This is a genomic window from Zhongshania aquimaris (genome assembly GCF_019312595.1).
Taxonomy (GTDB): domain Bacteria; phylum Pseudomonadota; class Gammaproteobacteria; order Pseudomonadales; family Spongiibacteraceae; genus Spongiibacter; species Spongiibacter aquimaris.
In genome coordinates, this window is sequence record NZ_JAHWDQ010000003.1 from 82,874 (window position 1) to 98,931 (window position 16,058).

13 protein-coding genes are annotated in these 16,058 nt (G+C 47.8%); 8 read left to right on the plus strand and 5 right to left on the minus strand.

Annotated elements, in window-relative coordinates; translation table 11 throughout:
* Positions 1 to 4 precede the first annotated feature (4 nt).
* The 3 genes from KXJ70_RS11965 to fusA all read left to right on the plus strand — a co-directional run bounded on the left by KXJ70_RS11965 (position 5) and on the right by fusA (position 4,361).
* Positions 5 to 1,135, plus strand: coding sequence for a cupin domain-containing protein (locus KXJ70_RS11965; RefSeq protein WP_219043745.1), 1,131 nt, complete (start codon positions 5 to 7; stop codon positions 1,133 to 1,135).
* On the plus strand, positions 1,119 to 2,021 hold the full coding sequence (locus KXJ70_RS11970) for a GNAT family N-acetyltransferase (RefSeq protein WP_219043746.1): 903 nt from the start codon (positions 1,119 to 1,121) through the stop codon (positions 2,019 to 2,021). The genes KXJ70_RS11965 and KXJ70_RS11970 overlap by 17 nt, the downstream gene beginning before the upstream one ends.
* Positions 2,022 to 2,270: 249 nt before the next feature.
* Positions 2,271 to 4,361, plus strand: a complete 2,091-nt coding sequence (fusA, locus tag KXJ70_RS11975; protein ID WP_219043747.1) for an elongation factor G — start codon at positions 2,271 to 2,273, stop codon at positions 4,359 to 4,361.
* A gap of 83 nt (positions 4,362 to 4,444) precedes the next feature.
* Here the strand turns inward: fusA and KXJ70_RS11980 are convergent, their stop codons facing one another.
* Positions 4,445 to 4,762, minus strand: coding sequence for a Rieske (2Fe-2S) protein (locus KXJ70_RS11980; protein WP_219043748.1), 318 nt, complete (start codon positions 4,760 to 4,762; stop codon positions 4,445 to 4,447).
* A gap of 247 nt (positions 4,763 to 5,009) precedes the next feature.
* Here KXJ70_RS11980 and KXJ70_RS11985 point away from each other — a divergent pair, with 247 nt between their 5' ends.
* Both KXJ70_RS11985 and KXJ70_RS11990 read left to right on the plus strand, forming a co-directional pair.
* Positions 5,010 to 7,028, plus strand: a complete 2,019-nt coding sequence (locus KXJ70_RS11985) for a beta-propeller domain-containing protein (protein WP_219043749.1) — start codon at positions 5,010 to 5,012, stop codon at positions 7,026 to 7,028.
* Between the two features lie 123 nt (positions 7,029 to 7,151).
* Entirely contained in the window at positions 7,152 to 7,901 is a 750-nt protein-coding gene (locus KXJ70_RS11990; RefSeq protein ID WP_219043750.1) for a class I SAM-dependent DNA methyltransferase, read from the plus strand.
* Between the two features lie 261 nt (positions 7,902 to 8,162).
* Here the strand turns inward: KXJ70_RS11990 and KXJ70_RS11995 are convergent, their stop codons facing one another.
* Positions 8,163 to 8,714, minus strand: a complete 552-nt coding sequence (locus KXJ70_RS11995) for a TetR family transcriptional regulator (RefSeq protein ID WP_219043751.1) — start codon at positions 8,712 to 8,714, stop codon at positions 8,163 to 8,165.
* 223 nt (positions 8,715 to 8,937) lie between these two features.
* Here KXJ70_RS11995 and KXJ70_RS12000 point away from each other — a divergent pair, with 223 nt between their 5' ends.
* From KXJ70_RS12000 to KXJ70_RS12010, 3 genes are all read left to right on the plus strand, one after another.
* Positions 8,938 to 10,104 carry an alkane 1-monooxygenase gene (locus KXJ70_RS12000; RefSeq protein WP_219043752.1) on the plus strand — a complete coding sequence of 389 codons (1,167 nt, stop codon included), beginning with the start codon at positions 8,938 to 8,940 and terminating at the stop codon, positions 10,102 to 10,104.
* A gap of 69 nt (positions 10,105 to 10,173) precedes the next feature.
* The gene (locus KXJ70_RS12005) at positions 10,174 to 12,723 is read left to right on the plus strand and encodes a TonB-dependent receptor (protein WP_219043753.1); all 2,550 of its coding nucleotides are present in this window, start codon (positions 10,174 to 10,176) and stop codon (positions 12,721 to 12,723) included.
* A gap of 454 nt (positions 12,724 to 13,177) precedes the next feature.
* Entirely contained in the window at positions 13,178 to 14,086 is a 909-nt protein-coding gene (locus KXJ70_RS12010; protein WP_219043754.1) for a DUF808 domain-containing protein, read from the plus strand.
* A 26-nt stretch (positions 14,087 to 14,112) separates the two neighbouring features.
* Here KXJ70_RS12010 and KXJ70_RS12015 read toward each other — a convergent pair whose 3' ends face one another.
* From KXJ70_RS12015 to trxC, 3 genes are all read right to left on the minus strand, one after another.
* On the minus strand, positions 14,113 to 14,418 hold the full coding sequence (locus tag KXJ70_RS12015; RefSeq protein WP_219043755.1) for a chaperone modulator CbpM: 306 nt from the start codon (positions 14,416 to 14,418) through the stop codon (positions 14,113 to 14,115).
* Complete coding sequence (locus tag KXJ70_RS12020; protein ID WP_219043756.1) at positions 14,415 to 15,371, minus strand: DnaJ C-terminal domain-containing protein; 957 nt, start codon at positions 15,369 to 15,371, stop codon at positions 14,415 to 14,417. The genes KXJ70_RS12015 and KXJ70_RS12020 overlap by 4 nt, the downstream gene beginning before the upstream one ends.
* A gap of 73 nt (positions 15,372 to 15,444) precedes the next feature.
* On the minus strand, positions 15,445 to 15,888 hold the full coding sequence (trxC, locus tag KXJ70_RS12025) for a thioredoxin TrxC (RefSeq protein WP_219043757.1): 444 nt from the start codon (positions 15,886 to 15,888) through the stop codon (positions 15,445 to 15,447).
* Positions 15,889 to 16,058: the final 170 nt, after the last annotated feature.

Genomic DNA, 16,058 nt, shown 5'->3' on the forward strand with positions numbered 1-16,058 from the left:
CAAAATGGCGCTGCAAAACTTTGATCCACAAACGTTTTTAGATCAAGTTTGGCAGCGCAATGCCCTGCTTATAAAAAATGCGATACCCAATTATGACTGCCCATTAGATGGCAATGACCTTGCAGGTCTAGCCTGTGAAGACGATGTCGACAGCCGAATTATCTTTGAAAAAGACGGCGGCTGGGAGCTGCGCAACGGCCCGTTTAAAGAGGACGATTTCGGCACCCTTCCCGAGTCGAAGTGGACCTTATTGGTTCAAAGTGTCGATCACTATCTACCCGAATTAGCCGAACTGCTGGCACACTTCCGCTTTATTCCTCGCTGGCGAACAGAAGACGTCATGGTGAGTTACGCCTGCGACGGAGGCAATGTCGGCCCGCATTACGACCAATACGATGTCTTTTTAGTGCAAGGCAGCGGGCGCCGACGCTGGAAAATCGGTGGCCACTGCACGCCGAGCAATGCCCTATCAAACACATCTGGACTGCGTTTGTTAAAGGATTTCAGCGCAGAACAGGAATACCTACTGGAAGCGGGTGATGTCCTTTATGTGCCGCCTGGAGTGGCGCATTGGGGAGTTGCTGAAGGCGACGACTGCATCACCCTTTCCGTTGGTTTTCGAGCCCCCTCGGAAGCCGCACTGCTCAGCGACTTTAGCGACGATATTGCCAGCTACCTCGACGAATCTTTACGTTATCAAGATCCGCAGCTCAGCGCTGATGCACACCCCGCCGAGATTTCTGCGCAGGTGCACCAGCATGTTAAATCGCTGATACAGCGCCACATCGACAATGACCAGCACCTTGCGCGCTGGTTCGGCGAGATGATGACTCGTATCCCTGATCAAGAAAGCATGGTAGACGACTCCCTGAGCCCAGAAGCCTTTCTTTTGGAGCTTGCCGAGGGCGCGGTGCTGCAATTGCGGTTGGGAGCAAGGCTTGCCTTTGACGATCAGTATTTATTTGCGGATGGCCTAGCGTTTCCCTATCCAGCCGAGCAGCGCGGCGATGTTAGAGCACTGTGCGAAATCGAGTGTGGCGTCACGATTGATACAGCGCACCGCCTAAGTCCTGACATGATTTACGCCCTTTTCTGTAACGGCACCCTGTGTTTTTACGATGATACGCAAGACTGATTGGCACACCAGTGAAGCTGAACTTGTGGCCATTCGTCGCGAGGTGTTCATCGATGAACAGCATGTTCCCATCGAACTAGAAATCGACGATCACGATTCTCACTGCCATCACTGGCTCGCCTATATCAATAACGAGGCTGTTGGCACCGTTAGAATGCTCAATAACGGCGGAATTGGGCGCATGGCGGTGCTGAAACCCTTTCGCAAACAAGGGGTGGGCAAAGCGCTGCTGCAAGCTGCAATTGAATATGCCAAAGTGCAAGACTGGCGCTCGCTAACGCTGTCCGCCCAAGATCACGCCATCGACTTTTATGCCGCACAAGGCTTTATAGCCTTCGGCGATATGTTTATGGACGCGGGAATTCCCCATCAATCAATGCAACTGCTACTGCGCGAGTCCCGCAAGCTGGGCCAAGACAGCGTAATATTCTTGCCCAGTAATAATGCCGCTACCGCCCTGGATTTATGTCAGCAGGCGCGCCGAACACTGCGCATATTTAGCCACTCACTTGAGCCCGCGCTTTTCGCTAGGGAAGATATTGTTAGCGCTTTATCCGCACTAGCTAGGCGCCATCGCCAGAGTGAAATAAGACTATTGATATGCGATGAAGCACCATTGCGAGAGCAGCGTCACCCATTGATTGAGCTATGTCAGCGACTGCCCTCCTCCATACCCCTGCGAGTCCTGCCTTTCGATTCACAAGCTGAATTAAATGAATTTTTTGTACTTGCCGACCGCAGCGGTATCTTCGTGCATTCAGAAAGCGCACCAGAGACAAGCTGGTGTAGCTATTTTCTTCCTCCCAAGGTCCGTGACTACCAGGAGCGCTTTGACCGAATGTGGGCGCGGGGGGAGCAACTCAGGTATTTGCGTAGACTCTATTAAGCTTTCAATTCACGACTTAATAAGTTTAAAATTGCTAAAATCTAGCGCGCCGTTCAAAACATCAAGCTCCTGAAAACATGACATATTCCTGACAAATTTATGACGAAAGTCGTATTTTCGCGCCATCCCGTCATTTTTACATAAAAAAAACCAGCCAAAGTCCCCCTTCTTTACTTTTACACGAGCAAAATTGACTAATTTGCTGTACATTACCCGCCTATTTTCAACCCAGCTTATCTAGAGAGCGCTATGACTGATCTATCCCTTTACAGAAATATTGGTATTTTCGCCCACGTTGATGCCGGTAAAACCACAACTACCGAGCGTATCCTCAAGCTGACCGGTAAAATCCATAAAATCGGTGAAGTTCATGAAGGCGAGTCAACCACCGACTTCATGGAACAAGAAGCTGAGCGCGGGATTACCATTCAGTCAGCAGCTGTAAGCTGTTTTTGGAAAGGCCATCGCTTTAACGTTATCGACACACCGGGCCACGTTGACTTCACAGTTGAAGTATATCGCTCGCTGAAAGTACTCGATGGCGGAATCGGCGTATTCTGTGGTTCTGGCGGCGTTGAGCCTCAGTCAGAAACCAACTGGCGCTACGCGAACGACTCAAAAGTTTCGCGCCTTATCTTCGTAAACAAGCTTGACCGTATCGGCGCTGACTTTATCCGCGTAACTGATCAAGTGACAAAAGTACTTGGCGCTAAGCCATTAATCATGACTCTGCCTATTGGTCGTGAAGACACATTCAAAGGTGTTGTCGATCTTTTAAGCCGCAAAGCTTACATCTGGGATGAAACTGGACAGCCAGAAAACTACACCATTGAAGATGTGCCAGCCGACATGGTGGATGACGTTGAAATGTACCGCGAGCAACTGGTCGAAAATGCCGTTGAAATGGACGACGACGTGATGATGGCGTACATGGAAGGCGAACAACCTTCTGATGACGACATCAAGCGTTGCATCCGCAAAGGTACTTTGGAGCTCGCATTCTTCCCAACTTACTGTGGATCTGCCTTCAAAAACAAAGGCATGCAGTTGTTACTTGATGCGGTTGTTGACTACTTGCCAACGCCAACTGAAGTTAACCCGCAACCGCTAACTGACGAAGAAGGCAATCCAAACGGCAAGTACGCTATCGTTGCCGATGACGAGCCCTTCCGTGCACTGGCGTTCAAAATCATGGACGACCGCTTCGGCGCCCTGACCTTCGTTCGTATTTACTCAGGTAAATTGAACAAAGGCGACACAGTCCTTAACTCGTTCACAGGTAAATCTGAGCGTGTTGGCCGTATGGTTGAGATGCAAGCTGACGAGCGCAACGAATTAAGCTTCGCGCAGGCTGGTGACATTATCGCAATCGTGGGTATGAAGAACGTGCAAACCGGTCACACTCTATGTGATCCTAAATTCCCTTGCACACTTGAAGCCATGGTATTCCCAGAGCCGGTAATCTCGATCTCTGTTACGCCAAAAGACAAAGGCTCTACCGAGAAAATGGGTATCGCTATCGGCAAAATGGTTGCCGAAGATCCAACCTTCCGCGTTGAAACTGACATTGACTCGGGCGAAACCATTCTTAGAGGGATGGGCGAGCTTCACCTTGATATCAAAGTGGACATCCTTAGACGTACTTACGGCGTTGATCTAGTAGTTGGCCAACCGCAGGTTGCTTACCGCGAAACCATTTCCATGCCTATCGAAGACAGCTACACGCACAAGAAGCAGTCTGGTGGTTCGGGTCAATACGGTAAAATCGACTACAAAATCAAACCAGGCGAACCAAACACAGGCTTCACCTTCAAGTCATCTGTTGTTGGCGGTAACGTTCCTAAGGAATTCTTCCCCGCTATCGAGAAAGGCTTTAAATCTATGATGGGTATTGGTCCATTAGCGGGCTTCCCTGTGCTAGACGTAGAAGTTGAGCTAGTAGACGGTGGATACCACGCGGTCGACTCCTCGGCTATCGCTTTCGAAATCGCTGCAAAAGGCGCATTCCGTCAGTCTATGCCGAAGGCTGGTCCACAGCTTCTAGAACCTATCATGAAAGTTGATGTGTACAGCCCCGAAGATCACGTTGGTGATGTTATCGGTGACTTGAACCGTCGTCGCGGCATGATCTCTGGCCAGGAGCCAAACACCACGGGCGTTCGTATTAAGTCAGATGTACCTCTTTCAGAAATGTTTGGCTACATCAGTACTCTGCGTACGATGACTTCTGGTCGCGGTCAATTCTCTATGGAGTTCTCGCATTATTCAGCATGCCCAATGAATGTGTCTGAAGCGGTTATTGCTAAAGAGAAAGAAAAGAAAGCCGCTGCCGCTAAGTAATTAGCTCAGCCAAACAAAAAGCCCTGTCAGTTTTCACTGGCAGGGCTTTTTTTATGCTTTCAAATTTTGGTAGGCCAATATAGTTAGTAGTCCAGCATCACACCCACTTCATTGTCTCTATCAATCAGCTCAAAACAACGTAAATTCCGACACGGCTCTTCGCTAAAATGCGTTAATTCGCCATTTCGAATATCAAAACGATATGCGTGTTGAGGGCAAATTAGCTCCATACCTGACACGTCAGAGCTACTTAGGGGATACTCCCGATGGGGGCAATTGCTTTCAATCAGATAGCGAGCGCCATCTAATTGCAGCAGCATCAGGTTGTGACTATCTATCTTGAAAACCTTACGATAGCCGTCAAACAAGTTAATGTACTTTTCTAGACTGTAGTAACGCATAAGCAATATATTGAAGAGTTTCGCAAAGCTTACCGCAAAGCCCGATTTGACGGTAAAGATTTCATCCCTAGTCTCAAAATGACATTAAAACCTTAGCTGATCATCTTACGTGCAACTACCCATTTACTTTAGAAAGCGCAGGTCTAAACTGCTTAGTAGACAAAAATCCGAACAATAATAGCGAAAGATCCCAAACTTTTGACAGGCCAAGAAAGCCCCGAGCATGGAATATGAAGGGAGTATCGCAATGGATATCGAAAAAGGCACAATCCGTAAAATAACAACCGCCCTACTCTGCGCAGTGCTTTCGGCCTGTGGTGGTGGATCTAGTGGTAGTGGCGCTGCCCCAAGTGTTGAAGACTCTTCGAATAGCCTTTTGCGTTCTGTTAGCAGCGACGAAGAGTTCGTCGCGCGTTTTAAATCTGCCTACACTCAAACAAACGGGAATCGACAAGATCAACAACCGCCGCTAGCCGCAGAGGGCGCCGCCGCTGACAATAGCGAATCGCCGAGTGGTTATTCGAGCACTTATACCTTAGAAGACAATGTCGATGAATTTGATGTACTCAAATACGACGGAGACTATCTTTACATCGTACCGACCATCCAGCAGACCTGCTGCTTTATTAGCCAAGGCAACGCCGCCTTCGCTAGCGATGCTCTCGTTGCGCCACAGAACCCTCAAAACCCAGGCAGCATTCGGATTTTAAGTACCAACCCTGACGACGCCAGCGCACAAGAAGTGACCACAATTCCGCTGGCTGACGGTGAATATGTGCAGGGTTTGTATGTGCAAAATAATCGACTCATCAGTATTGGCACGACTCAGTTTTATGGCAGCTACGGTGATGCATGGCAACAAATAGCGCCGTGGGGACAACAGTCAGTCGCGGTAAAAATTTACGACACTAGCAACATCGACAATATTTCACAGCTTTGGAACATCAGTATCGAAGGTGGCTATGTAGACAGTCGTCGCATTGGCGACATTCTCTATCTCATCAGTCGCCACACGCCTTACTGGGATAATATTTACTACTACCCTGCTAGTCAGCAAGAAGCGAATGCCAACAAGCAAACCCTCGCGGGCACAACATCGGCAGATATCATTCCCCGCATCACGGTAAATGAGCAAACAAAGCCATTACTTACAGCAGAGGACTGCTTAATCACCCGGAACGATAAAGCTGACGAATACGCTTATCCGGTTATTACCAGCATTACCGCAATTCCACTCAACAACCCAAACAGTGCCCAAACCACCTGCTATGACGAAGACGCCAATGGTATTTACATGTCCGCTAACGCCTTGTATTTGAGCCAAGCGCGTTACGGAAGTAGCGAAGGTCAAACGCGGGTGCACAAATTTGCACTCGGTGCGGGCAAACCGGACTATCGAGGCTCAGCTGATATAGCGGGTAGTTTATGGAATCGCGGCCAAGTTGATTTCAGAATGTCTGAAAAAGGCAATCAATTGCGTGTCGTCACTACACGTTACACCGGCGACAGCGATGATCTTCGTGATCATCAATTAACTATTCTGCAAGAGGCTACTGATGACTTACGCTTAGACCAAGTGTCTACCCTACCGAATAGCAGCAGACCCGCCGAACTCGGCAAGCCAAATGAATCACTATACGGCGTGCGCTTTTTAGATGACCGTTTATACCTCGTTAGTTTCGAACAGATCGATCCTTTATACGTTCTGGACCTTAGCAACACTACAGATCCCTATATTGCGGGTGAGTTAGAGATACCAGGCTTCTCTGACTTTTTACATCCAGTGAATGACAATTTGCTCCTTGGCGTGGGCCAATCAGCACAAAATCAGGGCTTGGTAAAACTCAGTTTATTTAATGTCTCCGACATCTCAAACCCAAGCGAATTAACTACTGTCCTCCTCGGCAAAGACGGCGGCTGGAACTATTCAGAAGCCCAATACAATCGTCATGCTTTTACTTATTTAGCACAAGCAGACGGCACTGATCGCTTAACGGTACCGGTTCAGACTTCTTACAACAGCGATCAAGGCACGTATATAAGCGAAAACCGCTTATACCTGATGGAGATAAACGGCAAATCGAATCCTGCTGCTGCAAGCTTAGATTTAATCGGCAATATCATTGCAAGCCCTTCCCCCGCCGAGAACTGGTACGGCGGCCAGAATCGCTCTGTGATTCACGACGACGCGGTGTATTTTCTGTCGGGTGACTATATTTGGTCGGCATTGTGGGCAGACCCAAGCACGCAGATTGGGCCGCAATAAGTAGCTACTTTTTTATACAGGCGGTTAGCAGGAAAACTTCCAATCACCTTATTCTCTTTTTTCTTTTCAAAACCCCGCCAGTTGCTATACTTCGCCACCTTAAAAATTCGCCGCACCTTGCCCATGTCAGATAATCTTCTCTATACCGATCTGTCGACTTACTACGACATTATGTGCGCCGATATCGACTATCAGGCTCAAAGCGACACCGCCCATAGACTGTGGCAGGTTTTCGGCAACCAGGGCAAAAAACACCTGGATTTAGCCTGCGGCACGGGCCCACACATCCGGCACTTGATTGACCGTGGTTACCACAGTAGCGGACTGGATATAAACCAGCCAATGCTGGATATCGCGCAACATCATTGCCCGGAGGCGCAGTTCAGCCAGCAAGACATGTGTGATTTCCGTGTGGATGTCCCCGTCGATTTCATTACGTGCTTTTTGTACTCCATTCACTACAACAGCAGCGTAATCAAGCTTCAAGAATGTATTCGCCATGCCCATAAAGCCCTAACCACCGGCGGCGTATTTTGCTTTAATGCGGTAGATAAAAATAAAATCGACAACTATTCATTTACCAGCCATACCGTAGAACAAGACGGTAATCAGTTTGTTTTCAGCTCGAGGTGGTATTACTGCGGCAGTGGCGAACAACAAGCTCTAAAGCTTAGCATTCATAAAACGACCTTAAATGTCACGGAAAAGTGGCAAGACGAGCACTGCATGGTGGCAGTAAGCTTCGAGGAGTTGCTTGCGCTACTCAGCCCTTACTTTGAAGTCCATGTTTTTGAGCACGACTTCGAAAAACTTGTTCCGTTTTCGGGCTCTACCGGTAACGCCCTTTTTACCTGCGTGAAAATCACCGCGTAAATTCGATGATCACTCATTTTATGGGTTCGCTCAATTTCAGCAATCGTTCATTGAAATACGGATATTTTACTTGCCCGCTATTCACAACGAGGTAGATCGCACCGCGGCATGGACTGCTATCACCTATTAGTCCCGCAAGACGTGCTCATACCCCTAGGTACTCAAAGTGTCTCAGCGCGGACGGTATTAGCTGATCGCTTTAGGGTTTTATCTGGGCAAACTGCGTCATGGCCATGCAGATTAGCTAGAGTATTGTATTTATCATGACAATATAAACTGTACTTGATACTCAAATTGCGACAATAGAGCGTCACCTTCAGCTGGTGAGTCCCGCGACAAATCAAGCAAATCTGGGATCAGTGCTAGACCTAGTGAAACTACTGCCGCCACGGCAGCTTTCTTTTCTGGCAAAGAAAAGCGTTCAAATAAGCCTCGTTCATGAAAGTCACTCGCCATCTCCTCTACGATCTGCCGCACCTCATTGCGAATTGCAGCACGAATTAGAGCCGAGCTCCCTGCTCTCTCTCGTGCAATTAAAATAAATAAGGATTCATTGCCACGAATATATGAAAATGCCGCATCGACGGAAGCTGCAACAACAGATGCTTCTGTATCTGCGTCTCTAACACCTTTTAGCAAGGCTCTAAGCGTTGCCCCGACATCACTGACCAGCGCCAAACCTAACTCCTCCATTGACGCAAAATGGCTATAAAATGCTGGCGGGCTCAAATCGCATGCTTTAGTAATCCGACGCAGGCTAATGCCAGACAAGCCACTTTGATCTTCTGCGAGCAACTCGAGAGCGGCACTCATTAACTTTTCTCGATTCCCCTTGCGACTCTGTCTGGGTTTCACTGGACTCATATTTTCCTCAGTTTCAAATCAAACCAACATGCGCTGCACATTATGGTGAGGCGACGTTATTAGGGCAAACCACTAAGGTATAAAAAATAACACGGAGCGTAACTTGACACACGTAAAGTTATACCTTAAATTTCAACTTAACACTTGTAAATATAATAAGGGGTGATGGTAAATGAATACAAGCCGTGATACACCATGGCACGATCCTAAACGCTATCTATGGTCGTTGGGGCTCTTGGTTCCGCTATTTCCTATTATTGGTGCAGTTGTGTTTATGCAAACTGGCCAGATATGGGGCTGGTGGCTAACACCCGCTATCGTATATTTATTCATTCCTGCACTTGATTTCTTAATCGGAACAGATCGCTCCAACCCACCGGAATCTGCAGTTAAGCAGCTTGAAGACGATAATTACTATCGCTATATCGTATACGCCTACATCCCACTCCAGTACGCTGGCACCATAATTACCGTTTGGTTCGCCTGCACGGAGCTTGGCCCCTTAGGTATTATTGCCGGCTTATTCAGCTGCGCTTATGTAAATGGAATCGGCATAAATACCGGCCATGAGTTGGGCCATAAGCGCGACCCTCTTAGCCGATTCCTCGCAAAGCTGGCGCTAGCGCCTGTTGCCTATGGCCATTTTTATGTAGAACACAATTTTGGCCATCACCGCCGAGTAGCTACACCTGAAGACCCCGCAAGCTCCAAAATGGGTGAAAGTTTTTGGCGATTTCTACCGCGCACCGTGATCGGCAGTTTGCGCTCAGCGTGTGATATTGAAAGTAAGCGCCTTAGTCGCAAAGGCCTGGGATTTTGGCATTGGCGCAATGATGTTCTGCAAGCGTGGGCAATGACGGTTGTTCTTTTCGGTACATGCACGTTTTTCCTAGGTTGGCCGGCACTCGCGTTTCTCGTAATTCAAGCCATGCTAGGTGCGTCTTTATTGGAAGTCATTAACTACGTTGAGCACTACGGCCTTCTTCGCCAACAGGGCGACAATGGCGAATATGAACGCTGCCTACCAAAACATTCATGGAACAGTAACCATATCGTTACCAACTTAGTGCTGTATCAACTGCAACGTCATTCAGACCATCATGCACACCCCAATCGCGCCTTCCAAGCACTGCGGCACTTTGATGACAGCCCGCAACTGCCTTCAGGTTATGCATCAATGATGATGCTGGCGTACTTTCCACCGCTTTGGTTCAAAGTTATGAACCCTCGAGTGGTCGCACACCATCGAGGAGATTTTAGTAAGGCTAATATTCATCCTCGCAAAGCCGAAACATTAAGAACGTATTTCAACGGTTTTAATACCAGTGCCAGAGTCTAGATAAGCGCGCCATCAAGCTAATAATCAGATCAAAGTGTCCGCGACATGCGCCACCACAGAGGTTTCATAATGATAAAAAAAGCGTCTTTAGCAAGTGTTATTTGCGCCAGCACACTCCACAGCGTAGCCGTTTACGGCGCACAACTTGAGGAAGTGATTGTTACCGCTCAGATAAGGGCTCAAAGCCTTCAAGATGTGCCGGTATCGGTAAGTGCCATTAGTGGCGAAAAAATGATGGAAGCGGGGCTTTCTAAAATTGAAGACCTCCAAGCTTACGTGCCAAACTTTACAATGACTGAATCGAGCATCGGAACAGACATCTATATTCGTGGTATTGGCTCAGGAGAAAATCAGGGCTTTGAGCAGTCGGTTGGTATGTATGTTGACGGAATTTACTATGGCCGTGCCCAGTTAGCTCGCGCACCTTTTCTCGATTTAGAGCGGGTTGAAATATTACGTGGTCCGCAAAATATTCTCTTGGGTAAAAACAGTATTGCTGGTGCCATCAATATAAGTAGCGCGTCCCCCTCTCATGAGCCGGAATTTCTAGTATCCGGCACTTACGAGCCAGATCTAAACGAGCAAGTAATCGATTTTGTCGCATCCGGTCCGATTAATGACGATCTCACTGCTCGGTTTGCTATGCGCCAAAGGCACACTGATGGTTTCGTCAAAAACCAAATATTAAATCGTGATGAAGCTGAACGAAACGAAGCGACCTACCGCATAAAATTCGCGTGGGACGCCGGCAACGATTTTGACGCCAAATTAAAACTGGAAATGGGGAGTTTTGACGTGGTCGGCAGACAGTCAGAAATTCTTACCGACAACCCCTCGGATTCCGATATATTTCTATTCACGGGCCGCACCTACGGTGAAATCCTAAACGACACCGTTTTTCCTGATTTTGGTGCCCTGGGAAATATCCTCGGGTCTTTACCTGCCGGTGTCCGCAACCTAATACAGCTGCAACCCAACGGCTCTATATTGAACATGCAAGCCGATGACTCGGTATTGGATGTTAAAGCTGACCGCAAGCGCTCCTCCAACGGAGATTTCAGCAACAACGACACTCAAAATATCACCCTCAACATGAACTGGTATTCTAATGGCAATACCTTCACATCGATTACTGGCTTTATGGCCTACCAGTACGATGAAGAATGTGACTGTGACTTTACCGGCGCGCCGTTATTCCAGGTTGTATTTGAAGAAGAATACGAGCAATACAGCCAGGAGTTCCGCTGGGTATCAGCACCGGGAGAAAACTTCGATCTTATCGCCGGCGCTTATTTCCAATATAACGAACTGTACTTTTTTGATTCGATCGTACTGCCATCAACACTTATCCCTCAGCTAATAAACGCAGCAGACATCTTAGAAGGTGGAGCGCGTGGCGATATCGACCCCGGCGCTAATGGCAGCACCGGATTTGAGTTATTGGGTATCGGCGATGCCGGCAACTCACTCATCGATATAAGATCACCGCGAGACTTTAAAAGTGATTCAATTATCGCGTCTACATTTGTGCAAGGCACATGGATAATGACCGATACACTGAGGTTAACTCTGGGCATGCGCTACACCTACGAAAAGAAAAGTGGCAGTCGCAAACTTGAATTTGGACTACCCGATGGCTCAATTTTACCGATCGGTGAAACCGACACAGCTGCAGCCGTTACCTTCGCCGCGGAACGCCACGATTTGGCAGGAAAACGCACCGAGTCTCAATTTGCACCGCTGCTAAACCTTCAGTGGGACGTCACCGACGAGGCGATGGCGTATTTTTCCGCGCGACGCGGGTTTAAGTCTGGAGGCTACGATGCTAGATCGAACGCATCACCTAGTGCGGACCCCACACCCACAAACCCGACCGCAACATCCGCCAATCCCCGCGTGTTAATAGGTAGCTTTGAATTCGAAGAAGAGCGCGCGACCTCCTATGAGATTGGCTTAAAAACATCGCTATTCGATGGCGTCGCTGAACTGAACTCTGCCCTTTTCTATACCCAATTTGATAATCTACAGGTCAGTGTTTTTGATGGCACGCTAGGTTTCAACGTAGGTAATGCCGCTGGTGCCGTTACTCAAGGTGTAGAATTCGATGGTCGTATCGCCCTGAGCGAGCACATCATTCTTGGTGCTGGGCTGGCATTTTTGGACTTCGAGTTCCAGGACCATAAGTTTGGCACCTGTATTCAGGACCAACTGCCGGATAATCCAAACGGTATAAACTGCGATTACAGTGGCAAAACGAATCAGTATGCCGCTGACTATTCCGGCAACATATTACTTGGTTACGAGCGTGAAATTAGTGATTCACTCATAGTTCGGGCTAACCTCGACGCCATATTCAGCGATGAATATCACCCCTCGCCCAACCTTGACGACCGAGTAAAACAAGACGCGTTCATTCAATATAATGGCCGAATTTCACTGTCGTCTAACGACGGGGAGTGGGAATTAGCACTTATAGGTAAAAATTTAACTGACGAACTAATCGTTCTTTACGCCATAGATACGCCGGTCGCCAAGAAGGTTATTGCTGGCACCACCACCCACCATGGCTTTACTAACCCTCCTAGAACCTTTGCATTGCAGGGAACCTATCGCTGGTAAGAACACAAATGAAATCTGCTTGCCGATTTTGAGCCTGGACTCTCAAAATCGGCTTTTTTATGTTTTTACTATCTAGAGATGTAATGTCATGACACCCTGCCCACCGCGCAATTAATTTTAACTACTCGCCAATGCCAAAAGCGTCTGATTGCTTTCATTATTTGTAGACGTTTGAAAGGTCGCCAAAGTAATTTAGAGCCGACTTGTGCAACTAAATAAGATGAGCGTTATCCTTGAGTGAATATATGCGCAAGCTACTAACATCAACTAGATGCAGTACTTTTTATGCAATCTTGGTTTTTTGGAGCATTCACTTTCAGATTTGCTTATGGATACATAACATCGCCTAGACACCTGCCGTAGGCCAATGGATCAAGAGAAGGTACTGCTCATAGATGTAGTATGCTTTACTCTTATTTATCAGCCCTACTCTATTTACATAAGGTGATGTTCAATGGCCGCAGGCTCACTTTTAGCCCTTTTCGATGATATTGCCACGCTATTAGATGATATTTCGGTGTTGTCGAAAGTGGCGGTTAAAAAGACGGCTGGCGTTTTAGGCGATGATTTAGCGGTTAATGCGGAGCAAGTCGGCAATGTCCGCGCTGAACGTGAATTGCCAGTGGTATGGGCAGTAGCAAAAGGCTCCTTAGTAAATAAAGTCATCATCGTGCCGCTGGTATTATTGGCGAGCCTATTTATTCCCTGGTTAGTTACACCGGTATTGATGATTGGCGGTATGTATTTATGCTACGAGGGTGCTGAGAAACTCTGGCACGCCATTGCCCACCGCCAACCCAAAGATCATTCCCAAGCTAGAGCGCTCGCAAACGACAGCGAGGCAGATTTACTTGCACTCGAAAAGGGTCGAGTCAAAGGCGCAATACGTACTGATTTCATATTGAGCTTAGAAATTATCGTAATTGCTCTAAGTACCGTACAAGAAGCACCTTTCGCCACGCAAGCAATGGTCCTGTCTGTTGTCGCGGTTGGTATTACCGTGGCGGTTTACGGTTTAGTCGCGTTGATCGTGAAGATAGATGACCTAGGGCTTTACATGTTGAAGTATGCAAATACAGCGGCACAGTCTGTCGGTAACTTTTTACTGTGGTTGGCACCCGCTTTAATGAAGACCTTAACGGTCGTTGGTACTTTGGCGATGTTTTTGGTGGGTGGAGGCATATTAAGCCATGGCTTTGATCACTATATGGAGCTTAGCTTTGCAATTTCTCACGTCCATATTTTCAGCAACGCCTTTGCCAATGGTCTAAGCCAAAATTTGTTCAATGGCGTTATCGGTCTATTCGCCGGCGCTGTTATCGTTGCTGTTACGTCCTTGTTTCATCGTGAGCAGCATCAATGAGTGCAGTAGCTTATCCATAAAGTGACTCAGCATGCAGTGAAGCGATTTAATCGCTGTTTCAATTGATGATTTTCTGCGCGCAGTTGCTCTAGGTCATCAAGTAAGCTTATTGCCAAAGCAATACCCGGCCAGTCTATATCCAGATCTTGGTGCAATCGCACGGCCTTTTTGGTGATAGATACCATCTGGGTCGTGAATATCCATTGGTCGGGGGAATCACCATCTGGCTCAACAATACCCTGCTCCACAATTTCCAGCACGAAATGTTCCGGCAGGCCCGCAACACGACATAGCTCATCAAATTTCATTATATGCAGTTGGGTATTATTCATAATTTGTCACTCCACTCAGAGCGTGGATCAAAGGCAGCCTGTTCAGCCAGGTCTTGCCATTTTTTCTTAATGTCATCGTTTGTCGTTTTGGGCATCACTACTTTTAATACCGCAAATAAATCACCGCGTTCACCCACAGGGAGCTTTTTCACCAGTCCCTTACCACGTATTCGCAGTCTCTGACCGGTTTGGCTGCTTGGTGGTATCGACATGGTTATTTTGCCATCGAGGGTAGGCATTGCTAACTTGCTACCTAACGCCGCTTCCCATGGCGCTAGAGGAACAGTAATGATCAAGTTGTGCCCTTCAACATCGAATAGTGGATGGGGCACCAGCCTGATACGTAGATACAAATCGCCATCGACGCCATTTGGCCCGCCAGGCTCGCCCTGCCCCTTGAGGCGGATACGCTCCCCAGCTTCCACACCAGCCGGAATCTTGACGCTCAGGTTCTTGGTGATTTCAGTAACACGACCATCAGCGGTGTATTGCGGAATGGTGTATGAAATGGCTTTAGATTCAGCGGACAGGGTATCTTCCAGAAAAATCGGTAGATCGGTCTCTATATCCCGGCCTTTGGGTGCTTGCCGACGGCGGCTACCAAAATCTGATTGCTGACCACCGTGACCAAACATTGACGAAAAGAAGTCAGAAAAATCGCTATTGCTCGAAAAACCTTCCTGACGTTCTGCGCCCGGTCGCCATCCCGGCGGCGGCCTAAATCCGCCGTCATTGCTGCCATATTCCCTAACTTCATCGTACTCTGCACGTTTCTTTTCATCGTATAAAACTTCGTAAGCTTCTGTGACTTCCTTAAACTTTTCTTCGGCGTCTTTATGCTCACTTACATCCGGGTGATATTTCCTGGCAAGTTTACGGTAGGCGACTTTTATCGCTTTTTTATCTGAGCTGGCGTCAATACCCAAAATTTTGTAGTAGTCTTTAAATTCCATTATTTGCGATTTCCACGCTGTGCGATGATTCTGCTCTAAATCGATAAGTTCTGAACGTTATCGCTCCCGCCTATTAAAGTCCTTCGCTGGCACTTCGCGCCCACCGTACAATTGAGGCTGTATCCATAGCGCCGCTTTGGCGGGCCACCTCCTTACCCTGATAAAAACATGCCATGGTAGGAATACTCTGAATATTAAAACGATTGGCGATGGCTTGCTCAGAGTCAATATTGATTTTTGCCAAGCGAACGTTCGGCTCCAATACCTTTGCCGCTTGCTCGAATGCGGGAGCCATCGATTTGCAAGGGCCGCACCATGGCGCCCAAAAATCGACAATGACGGGTATTTCATTGCGCTCAATCATTGCTTGAAAGCTATTCGCCGACAGTGTTGCCACCTGACCAGTAAATAATGGCTTTTTGCATTTTCCGCAGCTTGGTGAACTACCCAGGCGGTCGCTGGGTAGCCGGTTGTTAGCAAAGCAGTGGGGACAAACAATATGGCTAACATCGCTCATCTAAATACCTCTCATGTCGAACATCCCTTAGACTCTTTCAAATTGATGTTGCGGAATGCCAAAGTTCGTAGCTTGGGTTGAGGAACTACATGCCTTCACGCTGGACGCCCGTCAGGGCGCCCCGAAGGGGTTTATCAAACCCAACATGGCGAGACGCTCTACCATCGCTT